This window comes from Streptomyces sp. NPDC002680, from assembly GCF_042889145.1.
Classification (GTDB): Bacteria; Actinomycetota; Actinomycetes; order Streptomycetales; family Streptomycetaceae; genus Streptomyces; species Streptomyces adonidis.
In genome coordinates this window covers 50,336-65,646 of record NZ_JBIAQP010000014.1, presented here as the reverse complement: position 1 = coordinate 65,646, position 15,311 = coordinate 50,336, and the positions used below count along the sequence as shown (strand labels likewise).

General features: G+C 69.8%; 12 protein-coding genes. 5 read left to right on the top strand and 7 right to left on the bottom strand.

Translation table 11 applies throughout. The annotated features are described in order from the left end of the window. Positions 1–177: 177 nt before the first annotated feature. Positions 178–1,662, bottom strand: coding sequence for a hypothetical protein (locus ACFYXF_RS32910; protein ID WP_389355184.1), 1,485 nt, complete (start codon positions 1,660–1,662; stop codon positions 178–180). A 457-nt stretch (positions 1,663–2,119) separates the two neighbouring features. Between ACFYXF_RS32910 and ACFYXF_RS32905 the strand changes: the two genes are divergently transcribed. After that, a complete protein-coding gene (locus ACFYXF_RS32905; protein WP_389355182.1) occupies positions 2,120–2,782 on the top strand; it encodes a bifunctional DNA primase/polymerase in 663 nt (220 codons plus the stop codon). 115 nt (positions 2,783–2,897) lie between these two features. Here ACFYXF_RS32905 and ftsY read toward each other — a convergent pair whose 3' ends face one another. Then, positions 2,898–4,100 (bottom strand): signal recognition particle-docking protein FtsY, encoded by a 1,203-nt coding sequence (gene ftsY / locus ACFYXF_RS32900; protein WP_389355180.1) that lies wholly within the window; start codon positions 4,098–4,100, stop codon positions 2,898–2,900. A gap of 292 nt (positions 4,101–4,392) precedes the next feature. Between ftsY and ACFYXF_RS32895 the strand changes: the two genes are divergently transcribed. Both ACFYXF_RS32895 and ACFYXF_RS32890 read left to right on the top strand, forming a co-directional pair. Beyond that, positions 4,393–5,364 (top strand): LLM class flavin-dependent oxidoreductase, encoded by a 972-nt coding sequence (locus ACFYXF_RS32895; RefSeq protein ID WP_389355178.1) that lies wholly within the window; start codon positions 4,393–4,395, stop codon positions 5,362–5,364. 53 nt (positions 5,365–5,417) lie between these two features. Continuing rightward, on the top strand, positions 5,418–5,795 hold the full coding sequence (locus tag ACFYXF_RS32890) for a hypothetical protein (protein ID WP_389355176.1): 378 nt from the start codon (positions 5,418–5,420) through the stop codon (positions 5,793–5,795). Between the two features lie 126 nt (positions 5,796–5,921). Here the strand turns inward: ACFYXF_RS32890 and ACFYXF_RS32885 are convergent, their stop codons facing one another. From ACFYXF_RS32885 to ACFYXF_RS32870, 4 genes are all read right to left on the bottom strand, one after another. Further along, the gene (locus tag ACFYXF_RS32885) at positions 5,922–7,340 is read right to left on the bottom strand and encodes a sugar porter family MFS transporter (protein WP_389355174.1); all 1,419 of its coding nucleotides are present in this window, start codon (positions 7,338–7,340) and stop codon (positions 5,922–5,924) included. A 192-nt stretch (positions 7,341–7,532) separates the two neighbouring features. Beyond that, on the bottom strand, positions 7,533–11,459 hold the full coding sequence (locus tag ACFYXF_RS32880; protein ID WP_389355173.1) for an AAA family ATPase: 3,927 nt from the start codon (positions 11,457–11,459) through the stop codon (positions 7,533–7,535). Between the two features lie 281 nt (positions 11,460–11,740). Then, positions 11,741–11,944: a hypothetical protein gene (locus tag ACFYXF_RS32875; RefSeq protein ID WP_006375438.1), complete on the bottom strand. Its 204-nt coding sequence runs from the start codon at positions 11,942–11,944 to the stop codon at positions 11,741–11,743. Positions 11,945–12,324: 380 nt separating this feature from the next. Next, entirely contained in the window at positions 12,325–12,606 is a 282-nt protein-coding gene (locus ACFYXF_RS32870) for an acylphosphatase (protein ID WP_235474576.1), read from the bottom strand. 142 nt (positions 12,607–12,748) lie between these two features. Between ACFYXF_RS32870 and ACFYXF_RS32865 the strand changes: the two genes are divergently transcribed. Then, positions 12,749–13,909, top strand: a complete 1,161-nt coding sequence (locus tag ACFYXF_RS32865) for a CAP domain-containing protein (protein ID WP_389355170.1) — start codon at positions 12,749–12,751, stop codon at positions 13,907–13,909. Between the two features lie 76 nt (positions 13,910–13,985). After that, on the top strand, positions 13,986–14,390 hold the full coding sequence (locus tag ACFYXF_RS32860) for a winged helix-turn-helix transcriptional regulator (protein ID WP_389355168.1): 405 nt from the start codon (positions 13,986–13,988) through the stop codon (positions 14,388–14,390). Here the strand turns inward: ACFYXF_RS32860 and mutM are convergent, their stop codons facing one another. Beyond that, positions 14,391–15,251, bottom strand: a complete 861-nt coding sequence (gene mutM / locus ACFYXF_RS32855; protein ID WP_389355166.1) for a bifunctional DNA-formamidopyrimidine glycosylase/DNA-(apurinic or apyrimidinic site) lyase — start codon at positions 15,249–15,251, stop codon at positions 14,391–14,393. Between the last annotated feature and the right edge of the window lie 60 nt (positions 15,252–15,311).

Genomic DNA, 15,311 nt, shown 5'->3' with positions numbered 1-15,311 from the left:
AAGGTGCCTTGTGTGTTACGGATCGATGAACTGCCAGATGTCGGACGCGCCGATCGTTATCGTGGCGCAACCTTCACCCGGGGCGGTGGTCCGACCGCGGCGGGCCTTCCGATGACCTGGCGGGGGAGCCGAGTCGGGCTGTTCGGGAGGGCCTGCCGCGGCCGGGGTTCCGGGGGTTCAGACCGCTTCGGCGGTCTCTGGCAGATCGATGGCGAGCTGGTCGGTGAGGTCGACGACCTCGGTGAGATCCCCGAAGTCGCGTACAGCCGTGTCGACGGTTTTTCGGATACGAGTATTGACCCGCTCCGAGCGCACCTTCTTGGCGATTCCCATGGCCTCGGCGGCCAGCACGGTGGCCTGTTCCGGCTCCCGCTGGAGGAGGTGGACGGTGGCCATGCCGATCAGGTTCAGCGCGTACGACCGCTGGTGATCGGTGTCCTTCGCGAACAGGTCGACGGCGTTCCGCATGAGGGGTTCGGCGAGGGAGGCGTAGGTGGGGCTGCGCCCTGCGACATAGGCCAGGTCGCGGAAGGAGTGGGAGTTCTCGCCGTACAGCTCGGCCCGGGAGAAGAAGCGGATCCAGTCGGGATCGGGCTCGTCCCAATCGTGTACGTCCGCGAACGTGTCCTCGGCCATCCGCACGGCCCGCTTGCACTTTCCGGGCTGTCCCATATTGGCGTATGCGCGTGCCTCCATCGCATACAGCATGGCCTGGGTGCGGGGGCTCGCGCAGTCACGGCTGCCGTACTGCGCGAGATGGATCAGTTCGAGGGCGTCGTCCGGCCGGCCGAGGTGGATCATCTGGCGGCTCATGGACGACAGGATGTACGAGCCGAGGGGCTTGTCACCGGCCTCCTTGGCCGCGTGCAGGGCCAGCACGAAGTACTTCTGGGCGGTCGGCTGGAGTCCCACGTCGTACGACATCCAGCCGGCGAGTTCGGCCAGTTCGGCGGCGACCTTGAACAGCTTGCGGGTGGTGGCCTCGGGCTGGGGCTCCTGGAGGAGGTCGGTGACCTCGTGCAGCTGTCCGACCACGGCCTTGCGGCGCAGACCGCCGCCGCACTGGGCGTCCCACTGCCGGAACATCGCGGTGGTGGACTCCAGCAGCTCCAGCTCGGGCGGGGAGAGCCGGCCGGCCCGGCGCGCGGCGGAGGGGTGCTCGGGCTCCTCGGGCGGGGCGGGGGGCACGGGGACGAGCCAGCGCTGCATGGGCTCGATCAGGGTCGGGCCGGCGGAGAGGGCGAGGGCGGTGCCGAGGAAGCCGCGCCGGGCCAGCATCAGGTCGCTGCGCGAGAACTCGCTGAGCAGGGCCACGGTCTGCGGGCCCGTCCAGGGCAGGTCGACGCCGGACGCGGACGGTGACTGGCGGGCGGCGCGCAGCCCCAGGTCCTCGACGGAGACGACACAGCCGAAGCGCTCGGAGAACAACTCGGAGAGGATGCGCGGGATCGGCTCGCGCGGGTTCTCCCCGTCGAGCCAGCGGCGGACCCGCGAGGTGTCCGTGGAGATGTGGTTGGCGCCCAACTGGCGGGCCCGTCGGTTCACTTGGCGCGCCAGCTCGCCCTTGGACCAGCCGCTGCGCACGAACCATGAGCCGAGCAGCTCGTTCGGGCGCTTGTCGGCGCTGGCCGGTGTCGTCGCGCTTCCGCCGTTGCCGCCCACTGGAACGCCCCCATCCCTGAGACCACTTGTCGCCGAGTGCGCCAAGCCCTATCAGAATGCCGGTAAATAGGCTTCGCGTCCGCCGGTTCTCACCCTTCGAACGGGAAGCCGACTTGCCTCCGGCATACCCACAAGCGCATGTGCCCCCAGGCCTCATGCACTCAAAGTAATCCTACGATCACGGCTCCAGCCATGGGGATCCAGGAAACGCCACCATTCGCCACCCCTTCGAATGAACTACCGGGTGGCTGCACAGGATTCACTTGACAGAGGACAGCCGGAAGTGGGCGGAGGGATGCACGCGAGGGCGCACGCAGCCGAGCGCACTACCCGCGCTACTTCCGGGCGCCGACTGAAACAGGTGATGACGGGCAGGGCTGTCGGGCAGTCGGAAACACAGGGTTACGTTCCACGTGCATCTCGTAACCACCGGTGCGTCGGACCCGTTGGAGGGGGCATGGGCTTCACGATCGGCAGCAGCCGGGGTATCCGCGAGATCCGGCCCGGCACGCGCCGCCGCGGCCGGTCGTCGGAGTGCACCGCCGTGGCCGAGTACACCGGCCTCTGGGGCTGGGACGTGGTGGCCGGCGCCCGCGCGGCGGGCGGCGCCTGCTCCTGCGGTCTGCCGGACTGCCCCACGCCGGGTGCCCACCCGCTGGGCTTCGCACCCCGGGTCGCGGCCGGCGCCACGCTCGACGAGGTCACGGACACCTGGGGCCAGTTCCCCGGCGCCTCGGTGATGCTCCCCGTGGGCCGCGCCTTCGACGTGATCGAGGTCGCCGAACCGGCCGGCCGCCACGCCCTGGTCCGCCTGGAGCGCATGGGCATCCCCCTGGGCCCGGTCACGGCCACCCCGCAGGGCCGCGCCCAGTTCTTCGTCGCCCCCGGCGCCGCCGCCGAACTGCCCCAGCTCCTCTACCGCATGGGCTGGGACGACGCGTCCCTCGACCTGCACGGCCTCGGCGCCGGTACGTATCTCACGGCGCCCCCGTCCGACCGGGGCGGCCTCGGTCCGGTCACCTGGCTGCGCCCGCCCGCCCTGGACACGGCGACGAGGCCTCCGGCGGCGAGGCTGCTGCTCGGGACGCTGGCCTATGTGGCGCACCGGTCGCGGGCGTAGCACCGGACCTTGCCAAGACGAGAGGCCCACCGCATCTGCACCATGCGGCGGGCCTCTTCTTACTGAAGCACCTACTACTTGAGTACCTGGGAAATCCCCCAGGCCCTCCGGCCGTTCAGTCGCCGATAAGGGCGTCAACAAACGCCTCCGGCTCGAACGGAGCCAGGTCGTCGGCCCCCTCGCCGAGCCCGATCAGCTTCACCGGGACACCCAGCTCGCGCTGTACGGCGATGACGATGCCGCCCTTGGCGGTGCCGTCGAGCTTGGTGAGCACGATGCCGGTGATGTCGACGACCTCGGCGAAGACACGGGCCTGGACGAGCCCGTTCTGCCCGGTCGTGGCGTCGAGCACGAGCAGCACCTCGTCCAGCGGGGCGTGCTTCTCGACGACGCGCTTGACCTTGCCCAGCTCGTCCATGAGCCCGGTCTTGGTGTGGAGCCGCCCGGCGGTGTCGATGAGTACGACATCGGCGCCGGCCTCGATCCCTTCCTTGACGGCGTCGAAGGCGATGGAGGCGGGGTCACCCCCTTCAGGACCACGCACCGTACGAGCCCCGACCCGGTCGCCCCAGGTCTGGAGCTGATCGGCGGCGGCGGCCCGGAAGGTGTCGGCGGCGCCGAGGACGACGTTCTTCCCGTCGGCGACGAGCACGCGCGCGAGCTTGCCGGTGGTGGTGGTCTTGCCGGTGCCGTTGACGCCGACGACCATCACGATGCCCGGGGTGTCGAGGGGCGAGTCGGTGTTCACCGCGCGGTCGAACCCGGGTTCGAGGATGTTGAGCAGCTCCTCGCGGAGCAGCCCGCGCAGCTCGTCGGGGGTCCGCGTACCGAGCACCCGCACGCGCTCGCGCAGCCGCTCGACGAGTTCCTGGGTCGGCTGGACGCCGACGTCGGCGGTGAGGAGGGTGTCCTCGATCTCCTCCCAGGTGTCGTCGTCGAGGTGCTCGCGCGCGAGGAGCGTGAGCAGCCCCTTGCCGAGCGCGTTCTGCGACCGGGAGAGCCGGGCACGCAGCCGGACGAGCCGGCCTGCGGTGGGCTCCGGCACCTCGATGACGGGAGCGGAGGGAGGCTCCTCGACGGCGACGGACGTACCGTCCGTGCCCTCCGGAAGATCCACCTCCTCTATCGTGCGGCGCGGTTCGTCGCGCGGCGTCTCGGCCTCGTCGCCGATGTGCGGCTCGGCCGGAGGGGCGGTGAGGTCGGGTGTCGTGGGGGGCGCCGGGGGCAGCGGCTTCTTCCTGCGGCTGCCGACGACGAGCCCACCGAGCACACCGAGCACGATCACGGCGATGACTACAGCAAGGATGATGGTTTCCATAGCAGACCAAGTATGCGTGACCTCCCGCTCGGACGTTCGTTGTCCACACGGGGCCACACGCCCCACGGGCCGGGCTGGTCCGCCGTCCGACTTCACGTCGGCCGGGAAGCCCCTCAGGGGCGGAGTCACAGCACGCACCAGTATGCGTTCGTACTCGTCGGGTACGCGGAGCAGCGTCCCCAGGGGGTGTCACGGCCCATCCGGTGGGCCGCGACACCCCCTCCCCTTACCCCTGGCCATCTGACACACCGTCAGCTAATCTCCCCCGGCACACCCGCCGGAAGGGACCCCCATGCCCGTCACCGTCGTACGTTTCAACCTGGTCGCCCCCGACGCCACTCCCGCCGACCTCCGCGCCCGCTACCAGGCCGCGATCGAGATGGCCGCGTACGCCGACGCCCACGGAATCACCACCGTCCAGACCGAGGAACATCACGGCGTCGCCAACAACTGGCTGCCGTCGCCGTTCGCCTTCGCGGGAGCCGTGTTCGGGGCGACGCGACGGATCGCGGTGACGGTCTCGGCGGTGATCGGCCCGTTGCATGACCCCTTGAGGCTCGCCGAGGACATAGCCGTACTCGACCTCCTGAGCGGCGGCCGACTGGTCACGGTCGCCGGGATCGGTTACCGGCCCGAGGAGTACGCCCATTTCGGCGCCGACTGGAAGCGGCGCGGCAAGCTCCAGGACGAGCTGCTGGAGACCCTCCTGAAGGCCTGGACCGGCGAGGAGTTCGAATACCGGGGCCGCACGGTACGGGTCACTCCGCGCCCGTGCACCGAGCCGCACCCGCTCCTCCTGGTCGGCGGCTCGTCGAAGGCGGCTGCGAGACGCGCCGCCCGTCTGGGCCTCCCCCTCTTCCCCAGCGCGCACCTGCCCGAGCTGGAGGCCTACTACAAGGAGCGGCTCGTCGAGTACGGCACCGAGGGCTGGACGATGATGCCGGCCGCCGAGACCCCGCTGCTGCACATCACCGAGGACCCGGACCGGGCCTGGGCCGAACACGGCCACCACTTCCTGCACGAGGCCCGCACCTACGCCTCCTGGCAGTCGGGCGACATCCGCTCCGCCGTGAAGTCGGCGGCGACGACGGTGGAGGAGCTGCGCGCCGAGGGCGTCTACCGGATCCTGACGCCGGAGGAGTGCGTGACCCAGGGCCTCGACAACTACGTACTGCATCCCCTGTCGGGCGGAATGCCGGTGGAGGAGGGCTGGCGGAGCCTGCGGCTGTTCGGGGAGCGGGTGGTACCGGCGCTGGGCGGCTGACCTGCCGCGAAACCCGGTGGTCCGGTCGGGTCCGGTAGTGGTTCCCTGCGGTCATGAGCCTGTTGGTGGAAGTGTTCGTCCGCGAGCCGAACGGGAAGCTGCGGTTGCTCGAAGTGCCGGCCGGCGTATACCAGTCGGGCGGCTTCGAGTCGTGGCGTACGACGGTGTGGGGATCGGAGGCGGTACGCGCGCTGGGCGCCCGCCTCCTGCCCCGGCTGGCCGACGACGATCTCTATGTCGAGGCCGGGGAGGTGCCGGCCCTGCTGCGTGAGGTCGCCTTGTTGCGCACCCACCTGGAAGCGATCGCCGCCGACACGGAGCGGCCCCGGACCCTGGCGGAACACCGCGCGGGCATCGAGGACCGGCTGCGGATCATCGAGGAGAGCGCCCACAAGGCCCTGGAGATCGGCGGCGGCGTCCTCATCTGGTGAAACGTGGTGACGTACGAGGACCGCCGCCCCCGGCTCGGGCAGTGGCCGAGCCGGGGGCGGCGGAGGTACGGGGAGGAGGGCAGCGGGGTCTTGGCCCTCCTCCCCGAGTCGTAGGGGAGGCGTGGGTTACCCCATCTCCTCCAGCGTCTTGCCCTTCGTCTCCTTGACGAAGCGGAGCACGAACGGGATCGAGAGTGCCGCGAAGATCGTGTAGATCACGTAGGTCGCGGAGAGGTTCCAGTCGGCCAGTGACGGGAAGCTCGCGGTGATGGCCCAGTTGGCGATCCACTGTGCGGCGGCGGCCACGCCCAGGGCGGCGGCGCGGATCTTGTTCGGGAACATCTCGCCGAGGAAGACCCAGACCACGACACCCCAGGACAGGGCGAAGAAGAGGACGAAGATGTGGGCTGCGACCAGGGCGATCCAGCCCTGGGTGGCGGGCAGCTTGCCGTCGACGAGGTCGAAGGAGAAGGCCCAGGCCTCCAGGGCGAGCCCGATGACCATGCCGACCGAGCCGATGAGCGCCAAGGGCCTGCGGCCGATGCGGTCCACGAAGATCATCGCGATCACCGTGCCGATGATGTTGATGATCGACGTGGTGAAGGAGTAGAAGAACGACTCCGTCGGGTCGACGCCGACCGACTGCCACAGTGTCGAGGAGTAGTAGAACGCCACGTTGATACCGACGAACTGCTGGAAGACCGAGAGCCCGATGCCGATCCAGACGATCGGCTTGAAGAAGAAGGTGCCGCCTAGCAGGTCCCGGAAGGTCGACTTGTGCTCGCTCCTCATGGCGTGCTCGATCTCGGCGACCCGGGCGTCCATGTCGATGCCGTCGCCCTCGACCTCGCGCAGCACCTCACGGGCGCGCTCGTCCCGGCCGACGGAGATCAGGAAGCGCGGCGACTCGGGGATCGCGAGGGACAGGAGCCCGTACAGCACCGCCGGTACGACCATCACACCGAGCATGACCTGCCAGGCCTCGACGCCCAGCAGCTCGCCGCGCTGGTCACCACCGGCCGCGTTCAGGATGCCCCAGTTGACCAGCTGCGAGATGGCGATGCCGACGACGATCGCGGCCTGCTGGAAGGAGCCGAGCCGTCCCCGGTACGCGGCGGGGGCGACCTCGGCGATGTAGGCGGGGCCGATGACGGAGGCCATGCCGATGGCGAAGCCGCCGATGATCCGCCAGAAGGCGAGGTCGTACAGGGAGAAGGGCAGCGCGGAGCCGACGGCGCTGATCGTGAACAGCACGGCGGAGATCTGCATGCAGCGGATACGGCCGATGCGGTCGGCCATACGTCCGGCGGTGGCGGCACCGATGGCACAGCCGATCAGCGCGATGGCGATGACCTGCGCCAGCGCCGCCGAGCCGATGTCGTAGCGGTCCCGGATGGCCTCGACCGCGCCGTTGATCACGGCACTGTCGTAGCCGAAGAGGAATCCGCCCATCGCGGCCGCCGCCGCGATGAAGATGACATGCCCGAGATGCTCGGGGTGAGCCGTTGGGGCTCCTGACTTGAGTGCCTGCTCAGCGCTGGTCACGTACAGCTCCCAGGTAGGTGGTACCTGAAGGTAAAAACGACGTTGCCGAGACTATTCCTTCAAGTTTCGAAGTCAAGAGGGGGGTGGGTGTGAGATACGAGGCATCCATGACCGGAGTGTGTTCAAGTCTTGAATTGTTGTGGAGGGGGTTGTGGAGGGGAAGGAGGCGGGGCGAAGGAGCGAAAGGCGGGCCTAGCGGAGCCGCTGTGAAATCACCTTCGACACGCCGTCGCCCTGCATGGAGACGCCGTACAGCGCGTCGGCGACCTCCATCGTGCGCTTCTGGTGCGTGATCACGATGAGCTGCGAGGCTTCCTGCAGCTCCTGCATGATGCGGATGAGCCGCTGGAGGTTGGTGTCGTCGAGGGCGGCCTCGACCTCGTCCATGACGTAGAAGGGGCTCGGCCGAGCCTTGAAGATCGACACCAGCAACGCTACGGCGGTGAGTGAGCGCTCGCCACCGGAGAGCAACGAGAGCCGCTTGACCTTCTTGCCCGGGGGCCGGGCCTCCACATCCACACCGGTGGTGAGCATGTTGTCGGGATCGGTCAGGATCAACCGCCCCTCCCCGCCCGGGAACAGCCGGCTGAAGACACCCTCGAACTGCACGGCGGTGTCCCGGTACGCCTCGGTGAAGACCTGCTCGACGCGCTCGTCGACCTCCTTCACCACCTGAAGCAGATCGGCACGGGTCTTCTTGAGATCCTCGAGCTGCTCACTGAGGAACTTGTGGCGTTCCTCCAGCGCCGCGAACTCCTCCAGGGCGAGCGGGTTGACCTTGCCGAGCTGCTGGTAGGCCCGCTCGGCCGCCTTGAGGCGCTTCTCCTGCTCGGCCCGGTGGAACTGCTTCGGCTGGTTGCGCGGGTGCTCCGGGTCCTCGGGCAGTTCCTCGCCCTCGGCGGGGGGCGAGGGCGGTACCAGCTGGTGCGGGCCGTACTCGGTGACGAGCCCCTCGGGCTCCACACCCAGCTCCTCCAGCGCCTTGGTCTCCAGCTGCTCGATCCGCATGCGCTTCTCGGCGCCGAGCACCTCACCCCGGTGAACCGAATCCGTCAGCTTGTCGAGTTCTGCCTTGAGATCACGCCCCTGAGCACGAGCGGCGCCCAGTTCCTGCTCCCGCCGCGCCTTGGCGGCGTCGGCGGCCACCCGCTCGGCCTCGGCCCGCCCGAGCGACACCTCGACGTGCGCGAGCAACTGCCGGGCCCCGGAGGCGACGGCCTCGGCGACGGCGGCCTCGTGTCTGAGCCGCGACCGCCGCTGCTCGGCACGCGCGCGTGCCTCGCGTTCGGCACGAGCGGCCCGGTCGAGCGAGTCGGCCCGTCCGGCCAGCCCCTTGACCCGCTCCTCGTGCGTACGGACCTGGAGCCGGGCCTCCATCTCGGTCTGCCGCGCGTTGGCACCATCGGCGGCGAGCCGATCCCGTACCCCCGTGTCGGGCTCCTCCTCGACGGGCATCTCCTCGACGACGGCGAGCCGCTCCGCAAGCTCCTCGGCATCCTGTACGGCCTTGTCGAGCGCCTCCTGCGCCCGCGCCGCAGCCGCGGTGGACCTCTCGGCCTCTCCGGCGGCGCCCCTCGCCTGCCCGGCGAGCCGCCCGAGCTGCTGGGCGACGGCCGACTTCTCCCGGTCGACGGCCCGTCGCCGCTCCCCGATCTCCTCGACGAACGCGGCACACTCCTTGCGCCGCTCCACGGCGAGCTGCTGCGCCCCGGCCAACTCCTCGCACCGCACGGCCAGTTCGTCGAGCTGGGCGGCTGCCTCGTCGACGGAGGCCTGCACCTCCAGCAGGCTCGGCGCCCCGGCGGACCCACCGTGCGCGAAGTGGGCGCCCAGCAGATCCCCTTCGGCGGTCACGGCGGTCAACTCCGGCCGGGCGTACACCAGTTCCTCGGCGTCTTCGAGCGTCTCCACGACGACGATCCCACGCAGCAACCGCCGTACGGCGGGCATGAGTTCGAGGGGGCCTCGGACTAGATCGGCGGCAAGGTGCTCCGCGGGGGGCGCCTGGATGGGACGTCGCTCGTCTGCGGGTACGCCGTGGCTGGTCGCGCCGTTCCCCGCGCCCCTTTGGGGCTCCGGCGCCCCCGCCACGCGCGGTGCCGTCTCCGACAAACCGCCCGCAGGACCCGAGCCAGCCCCCAAGCCGTCGCCCGACCGCCCACCAACATCCCCACGACCCGCCAAGCCACGTGCACCCTCACCATCCGCAGGACTCACCGAAGGACGCGCACCCGCCCCCGACGCACCACCCGCAGAACCCGAGTCGGCACCCAGCCCCTCACCAGCCCCGCGGTCGGCGCCCGCAGCAACCACCGAGCCATGCTCGCCCGGTCCCGGCTGTCCCGCCGATCCCCCGGACCGCCGCAGTCCACCGCCCCCCAGATCTTCCGCTCGCTCCGGTGCCCCCGCCAGCAGCAGCGAAGCGCGCCCCCCGTCCTGCTTGCGCAGAAGGCGGATCGCCGCTGCCGCCGAGGCCGGGGTCGTCACCGCGATCGCATCCGCCGCCGCGCCGAAGGCGGCGGCCACGGCGACCTCGTGGCCCGGGGTGACCGTCAGGAGTTCGGCCGCCGGGCCGAGCAGGCCCGTGAGGCGGTCCTGGGCGGCCAGGAGCGCGCCCGTGCCGTCCTTGCGGCGCAGGCCGAGGGCGAGGGCCTCGTGGCGGGCCTGGGTGGCGGCGCGTCGGCGTTCCGCCGCCGTGGCCGCCTCGCGGGCCGCTGAGAGGGCCGCTTCCGCGTCGGCCAGGGTCGCCTTCGCCGTGGCGTGTCGTTCCGCCAGGTCCGCGTCGCCCGCGTCGAGGCCGTCGACCTCGGCCTTCAGGATCTCGTACTCCTCCTGGGCCGCGACCGCACGTGCCTGGGCCTCGTCACGCGCTGCGGCGAGGCGGTCGATCTCGGCCTGGGCGCTGGCCGCGCGTGAACGGGCCGCGTTGACCTGGCCGTTCAGCCGGGCCAGGCCTTCGCGGCGGTCGGCGATCGCGCGGGCCACGTCCTTCAGGCGCCGTTCCTCGACCGCGAGTTCGCGCTCCAGTTCGGCGCGGTGGGCGACCGTGTCCTCCAGCGCGTGCTCGGCGGCCTCCAGGGCCGCTTCCAGCTCGGCCTCCTGCTCACGGATGCGAGCGGCCTCGCGCTCCATGTCCTCGGGCTCGCGGCCACGCCGCTCCTCGTCGGGGGCGGAGGTGGCGCTCTTCACGCGCGCGTCGGCCAGCGAGACGGTGCCGCGTACGCGTTCGGCGAGCTGGGACAGCTCGTACCAGGTCTGCTGTGCGCGCTGGAGGCGCGGGGTGAGCTGCCGTACCTCGTCCTCCAGGAGCGCCTCGCGCTGGAGCGCCTTCTTCAGGTCGGCCTCCGCCGCCTCCTTGCGTTCCTTGAGCGCGGCCTCGTCGGCGACCTCCGTCTGGAGCGCGCCCCGCAGCCGTACGAGGTCGTCGGCGAGGAGCCGGAGCCGGGAGTCGCGCAGGTCCGCCTGGATCACCGCGGCCCGGCGCGCGACCGCCGCCTGCCGCCCCAGCGGCTTCAGCTGGCGCCGCAGTTCGTCGGTGAGGTCCTGGACGCGGGCGAGGTTCGCCTGCATCGCGTCCAGCTTGCGCAGCGCCTTCTCCTTGCGCTTGCGGTGCTTCAGTACGCCGGCCGCCTCCTCGATGAAGGCCCGGCGGCCCATCGGATCGGCGTGCAGTACGGAGTCCAGCTGGCCCTGGCCGACGATGACGTGCATCTCGCGGCCGATGCCCGAGTCGGACAGCAGCTCCTGGATGTCGAGGAGCCGGCAGGTGTCGCCGTTGATCTGGTACTCGCTGCCGCCGTTGCGGAACATGATCCGCGTGATGGTGACCTCGGCGTACTCGATGGGCAGCGCGCCGTCGGAGTTGTCGATGGTGAGGGACACCTCGGCGCGGCCGAGCGGCGGGCGCCCGGTGGTGCCGGCGAAGATGACGTCCTCCATCTTGCCGCCGCGCAGCGACTTGGCGCCCTGTTCGCCCATGACCCAGCTGAGCGCGTCCACGACGTTGGACTTGCCCGAACCGTTGGGTCCGACGACACACGTGATACCCGGCTCGAACCGGAGCGTGGTCGCCGAGGCGAACGACTTGAACCCTCGGAGGGTCAGGGCCTTGAGGTGCACGCCGCTGGACTCTACCTTCCGCCGGTATGTCACACGATGAACCCCCGGATACCCCGCGGTTTCACGGATGAACGTGCAGGGCACACCAGACGTTAAAGAGAGTGCAAGCGCTTGAGGAAGCACAGCGGCACCCATACAAGCACCCAGGTACCGAAGCACCGGGGGAAATAAAGAAGGGACGCCGAAGCGTCCCTTGCAATACTCTGGCCAAAATCTGAACTCTGACGACTTAGCGGTTGATACGGGCAGCCAACCACTGCGTGTCGTGACCGATGCAGTGATCAGGTGAGCGCGGGCTCCGCCTGGCGTGCGTCGATGCTCTCGAGAAGCGAGTCGTGAGAAGCGGCAGCCGTCAGCTCGTCGTTCTCCGCCTGGATGCGTCCGAGTTCGGATTCCAGGTCCTGTACGCGCTGCTGGAGCCGTCGCATCTCGGCGAGGAGTCGCGGGTCAGAGCCGCCGACGTAACCGAGAAGCGCCTTTGCCATGATTGATGGTCCTCCACACTGAGTGACCGACCGAAGCGGTGTGGGTCGTGAGGGAATCGCACCCGCGATGCTTGGCACTCTGGAGTTCTTGCTGCCGTTCTTACATGCCAAACAGCTAAGGTGCGCGGGGCTTTCAGCGTCTCACCAAAAAGTTTGACGGTCAACACGATCACGCCCCGTATTGGCGGGCGGCACCGTGGCGCACGGCCCCTGTGGGGCGGCGCCGCGACTCCGGCGGGGCCCGCGGGCGTGGCGACAAGCGTTTTCTGCGGAGCCTGCCACGACCTGCGCTTCTTGGCAACCACCAGGCTGTTTCTGCTGTGGACAGGTGCGCGTGGCATGTCCACGGGCTGTCGCCTGGGCCCCTTTACAGAACCCGCTCAGCGGATGGCGAAGCCGTCGTAGATCCGGCGAGGTGTGTCCCAGATCTCGGTGACGCCGTCCACGCGGCCGGGCGTGTCGCTCCCCCGCAGCCAGTCGAGCAGTCCTTCGCAGCCCGGACGCGGGCCTTCCGCGACCACTTGCACACGTCCGTCGTCCAAATTGAGAGCAAAACCACTCAGGCCGCCGATCTCCAGGGCCTTCGCCCGCGTGAACCAGCGGAAACCCACACCTTGGACACGTCCGCGCACCCAGGCAACCAGCCGTACATCCTCGTTCATGGGTGCACGCTAACGGGCCAATGTCTCTCTCAGCACTTGCTCCCCTTGCGCCATGGGGTACCGTCCCCACCCAACGAATCTCATATGAAACTCACTCGATCGAGTGAGTTACCCGGACCGCAAGGACGAGGAAGGCCAAAACATGGGACGCCACCGACGCTCCGCCGCCGGCCGCGCCACCACGGGTCGCGCCACGGGGGTCACGGAAACATACGATTCGGGCACGGGTGGTTACGGATCCGATCACGGACCGTACGACCCCCAGGTCCCGCCCACTCATCACACCCCGCACACCGCCTACAGCACGCTGTGGGAGGACGCGCCCACGACCGTGGGCATCGCCCCCTATCTGAACCCCGAGGCGCACTCCGAGGCCTACGCGAGGAGCAACGCCTACCTCTTCGCCCCGGACGACACCGGCGCCCACGGGGCACTGAACGGCGACAGCCCCTTCGACGGGCCGGGTGCCGGCGGCACGCGCCGCCGCAAGAAGCGGTCGTCCAGGCCGATCCGTACGGGCCTGCTCGGCGTCTCCGCCGCGGTGGCCCTGGGCACGGTCGCGGTCGCCACGGGCGTGCTGCCCGGCGGCGACAAGTACACGGTCGGCGGCGGCAGCGGCGGCGACAAGGTGCAGGCCGCGGACTCCCCGACGAACGCCGAGACCCAGCAGGGCGGCACGTCCGGCAGCGCCGACACGGACCGTGACAGCGATACGTCGACCAGCCGCGACGCCGACCGGGACACCTCGTCCCCGTCTCCGTCTCCGTCCCCCTCGACGTCGACAGCCTCGGCGGCCCCGACAACCGAGGCTCCGCCGAAGAAGCCCGCGGTCACGCCCAGCGAGGCCCCGAAGGCGACTCCGACGCCCACGCCGACGAAGTCGAAGGAGAAGCAGCAGTCCTCCGCTCCGATCACGGTGTCCGCGGAGGCCGCCGCCGAGGCGGAGGTGCTCAAGCTCGTCAACGAGGAGCGGGCGAAGGTCGGCTGCAGCGCGGTGGCGGCGAACAGTGCGCTGCGGGAGCTGGCGGAGGCGTTCAGCGACGACATGGCCGCCCGGGACTTCTTCGACCACACCGACCCCGACGGCCTCTCGCCCTGGGACCGCGCGGACAAGGCCGGCATCACCAGCCTCGGCGGCGAGAACATCGCCCGGGGCCAGGCCGACGCGGCCGCGGTGATGGAGGCCTGGATGAACAGCCCCGGCCACAAGGCGAACATCCTGAACTGCGACTTCAAGACGCTGGGAGTGGGTGTCCACTTCGGCTCGGGCGGCCCCTGGTGGACGCAGGACTTCGGCTACTGACCGACACCCGAGGGTTGCGCTAACTAATGGTTAGCGCAATCTTCAGGTCAGCGCTGCGCTCGCGTACGCTGGGGTCATGATGAACGCCATGGAGGAGCAGAGCCTCCCCTACGACGTGTTCGCCAAGGCCTGTCCGTCGCGCGGCACGCTGGAACACGTCACGGGCCGCTGGGGCGCGCTCACACTCGGAGCCCTCCAGGAGGGCTCGCTCCGCTTCAACGAGCTGCGCCGCCGTGTCGACGGCGTGAGCGAGAAGATGCTCTCCCAGACCCTCCAGGCCCTGGAGCGCGACGGCCTGGTCCACCGCGAGGCCCAGCCGACGAACCCGCCCCGCGTGGACTACGAACTGACCCCCCTGGGCCAGGAGGTCGCCGAACGCCTGCTGTCCCTCATCCACTGCGTCGAGGGCCGCATGGACTCCGTACTGGCGGCACGCGCGAAGTACGACGAAACGCGCAGTCCGTGCCAGAAGCCCCGCTGATCAGGGCGAAAGACGCGGCGCCCGCTGGCACTTGGGGCAGAAATAGCTGGAGCGGTTCATCCAGGCGCGGCGGAGCATGGGCGTCGCGCAGCGCTTGCAGGGCAGTCCCTCACGTCCGTACGCGTCGAGCGAGCGGTCGAAGTACCCCGATTCGCCATTGACGTTGACATACAGACTGTCGAAACTCGTGCCGCCCACGGCCAGCGCCGCGTTCATCACATCCCGTATATGGCCCAGGAGTTCGGCGGTGCGCGGCCGGGTGAAGCCGGCGGTGGGACGTTCGTAGTGGACGCGGGACCGCCAAAGGGCCTCGTCCGCGTAGATGTTGCCGACGCCGCTGATCAACGACTGGTCGAGCAGGGCCCGTTTGATGGTCGTACGCTTCCGGCGCAGCGCCTGGTGAAAGGCCTCGTCGTCGAAGAGCGGGTCGAGGGGGTCGCGCGCGATGTGGGCGATGACGTCGGGCAGCCCGTCGGGGGTGTTGTCGTGCAACGACAGCCCACCGAAGGTGCGTTGATCGACGAACCGCAACTCGGTACCGAGGTCGTCGGCGAACCGCACCCGAATCCGCAGATGCTTCTCATCGACGGCATCATGCGGCTGAACCAACAACTGCCCGCTCATCCCGAGATGCGCCAACACCGACTGCCCGCTGTCCTCCAACGGCAGCCACAGATACTTCCCACGCCGACTGGGCGTACCGATGCGATGCCCTTTGAGGCGGTAAGTGAAGTCATCACCACCGGCGACATGCCGCCGCACGGCCCGAGGATGCAACACCTCGGCATCGGCAACAGTCCGCTGAGCAACCCACCGAGCAAGCCCCCGCCGCACAACCTCGACTTCAGGCAACTCAGGCATAGAAACCCCCTGGCTTTAGGCTTTTAGGCCTTTAGGGGCGCGGGGAACTGCGCGACCAGC